2 protein-coding genes and 1 pseudogene are annotated in these 2,605 nt (G+C 66.7%); 2 read left to right on the top strand and 1 reads right to left on the bottom strand.

What is annotated here, in order from left to right:
* A partial coding sequence (locus DD1DGNOD_RS13395) for a zinc-binding dehydrogenase (protein ID WP_131770285.1) occupies nucleotides 1-792 on the top strand: 792 nt, incomplete at its 5' end.
* Nucleotides 793-1,032: 240 nt separating this feature from the next.
* Here the strand turns inward: DD1DGNOD_RS13395 and DD1DGNOD_RS29405 are convergent.
* Nucleotides 1,033-1,134: pseudogene (locus DD1DGNOD_RS29405) on the bottom strand (LLM class flavin-dependent oxidoreductase); the annotation flags it as partial.
* A 718-nt stretch (nucleotides 1,135-1,852) separates the two neighbouring features.
* Between DD1DGNOD_RS29405 and DD1DGNOD_RS13380 the strand changes: the two are divergent.
* On the top strand, nucleotides 1,853-2,605 hold a 753-nt coding region (locus tag DD1DGNOD_RS13380), incomplete at its 3' end, for a FadR/GntR family transcriptional regulator (RefSeq protein WP_131770284.1).

Raw genomic sequence — 2,605 nt, 5'->3', positions numbered from 1 at the left:
ATCTGGGAGGCGGCCTGGCAGCGAGCCGACGGCACCGCGCAGGAGGCGGTGGTGCTGCCAGCGCGCCAGGCGGTGCCGCTGCCCCTGGGCGCCTCGTTCGGCCTCGGGGCGAGCCTCGGCATCCCGGCCATGACCGCGCACCGCGCCCTCACCGTCCACCCGGACGGTCCGTCCGTCCTCGGACCGTCGGCGCTGGCCGGCCGGACCGTGCTCGTCGCCGGCGGCGCGGGAGCGGTCGGGCACGCCGCGATCGAGTTGGCGCGCTGGGCCGGAGCGAACGTCGTCTCCACCGTCAGCTCTCCGCAGAAGGCAGCGTTGGCCTCCGCGGCCGGCGCGCACCACGTCATCAACTACCGCACACCGGACGCGGCCGAAGCGATACGCAAGACCGCCCCTGAGGGCGTCGACATAGTGGTCGAGGTGGACCCCATCGTGAACGCCGAGCTCAACCAGCAGGTCATAGCCTCGAACGGGGCCGTCGCCATCTACGCCGACACCAGCGGCTCGCAGCTGACCGTTCCCCTCAGGCCGCACATGTTCGCCAACACCCGCCTACAGTTCGTGCTCGTCTACACGATGCCCGACGCGGCGAAGCGCCAAGCCGTCGGGGACGTGAGCGCCGCCGTGGCCGCGGGCGCCCTGCGGGCCGGCGAAGACGCCGGGCTGCCGGTGCACCGCTTCCCGCTGACCGAGACAGCCGCCGCGCACGACGCGGTCGAAGGCGGCGTGGTCGGGAAGGTGCTCATCGACATCCACCATGACGAACAGCCGGAGCCACCGACCTCACAGTGATCGCAGGGCCGGACCTGCGTTACGACGACGCGGACAGTTCAGCCCTCTCCGGCCGCGGCACCCCCTGCATCCTCACGGTGAAACGCAACCATCCCGGCCTGTTCGTCCAGCGGGCCGCTCTGCCATGGAAGGAGATCGGTCCCGGTGACCGGAGCAGCGACCGCGGCCCTGCTGCTCACCGCCGGGGACAATCCGGACCGGCTGGCCAACGCCGCTCTCCACCGAATCGTCATCATCCGGCAGCGATTTCGGGCCGAGCGATCCGGTCCAGATCGGCGGGGTCGGGACCGGCGCCGGAACGAGGCCCGCGACCTGATAGAACTCCCCGTCAAAGGTGACCGGGCCGCGCGTAGATTTGCGACCAGGCAGTCGCTCGCAACGCTCGACCTACCCGCCGACGACGATCAACGTCTGATCGTCCACCTCCCCGCCGATGGCGCGACATCCGCCGCGCTCGACCGCCTCAACAGCCACCGGCCGGACACGCTGCGCGTCATGTCCGGCTGACGCGGGCCGGGCTGGGCCGGGCACGCAGCAATCCGGCCATGTTCTCGTCGGTGCCGGCAAGAAGCGGGTTGTGGGTCATGTTTATGCCGAGAAAATGCTACGAGACGCTCCTGCCAGGTGATGGCTTCGGTTCGTACTCGACCGACCTCCAATATCAATGCCAAGGTGTTCGTCTGCTGGGGTGTCTGGGCGCAGGTGCCATAACTTGTCGCGGAGAAACACGTGCCACCAGCGCCGAGGACGCAAGGATGGCGTGCTTGTCACTGTCAGTGACAAAATAACACCGTAGTGCAACCAAGGTCGAGGCGGCGAGGCGGTGTCGACCCGACGGGGTCGAGCTATTCGGTACGGACTCCCGGGCAGCTCCGCAGGAAGATCCGTCCGACGTGGCCGCGCGCTGCTGCCAGAGCGATTCACACAGCAGATACCCGTACTTCATTCCTGCTCCACGAGCGTGCGCTCTCCCGCCGACACAAGGTATTGTGCATATATAATTTATGCCTTTACGCTGACTACATGAACGGTGCATCGCCACGTCCGAGGAGAGGTTCCCGTGGCCGAACGACGACCCGATTCGAGTGCTCGCAAATCGCGTGCCGAGCAGGTAGCCGCTGATATCGAGGACGAGATCCTCCAGGCGCGGCTGCCGGTCGGCGCACACCTCGGCCGCCGTGCCGAGTTCATGGAACGATTCGGCATCAGTCCGACAATCATGAACGAGACGCTGCGGATCCTGCGCAACTGGGGTCTGGTGGGCGTGCGTCCGGGCACCGGCGGTGGCATCTTTGTCGCCAGCCTGCCTCCACAGCTGCGACTGGGAGCGATGGACCTGTGGTTTCACGACTCCGGTACGCATCCCCTCCAGCTGTTCGAAGCCCGGATGTATCTCGAGGCCAGCCTGACTGCTGTCGCCTTCGATCGCGCAACCGCCAGTGATGTCGATGCGATCCAGGACGCCTACGACCACATGGCCTCGGCCCGGGACGCGCGCAGCTACGTCGAGGGCACCATGCTCATGCACCGCACTCTGGTCACCGCCGCACGGATCCCGGTACTGGACGGTATGCACCAGAGTGTGATGGCCTTACTCAAGGCCACACTGAGCCGGGCGACGTTCATCGATGGCCACGAGCCGATGCTCCAGCACAGCCTGGACGTGCACTCCGGCATCATCGAGGCGATCCGCACCCACAATCGCGTCGCGTTCGACAAGGTGATGAAGCTCCACAACGACAACCTGATTCGAACCGACGATCCGCGACGGTCTCCGGACACCAGAAAAGATCTCCCCGGACACCAGAAAAAA

The sequence above is a fragment of the Candidatus Protofrankia californiensis genome (assembly GCF_900634765.1).
Lineage (GTDB): Bacteria > Actinomycetota > Actinomycetes > Frankiales > Frankiaceae > Protofrankia > Protofrankia californiensis.
The sequence above is the reverse complement of the archived record's forward strand: the minus strand, read 5'-3'. Positions and strand labels throughout refer to the sequence as shown.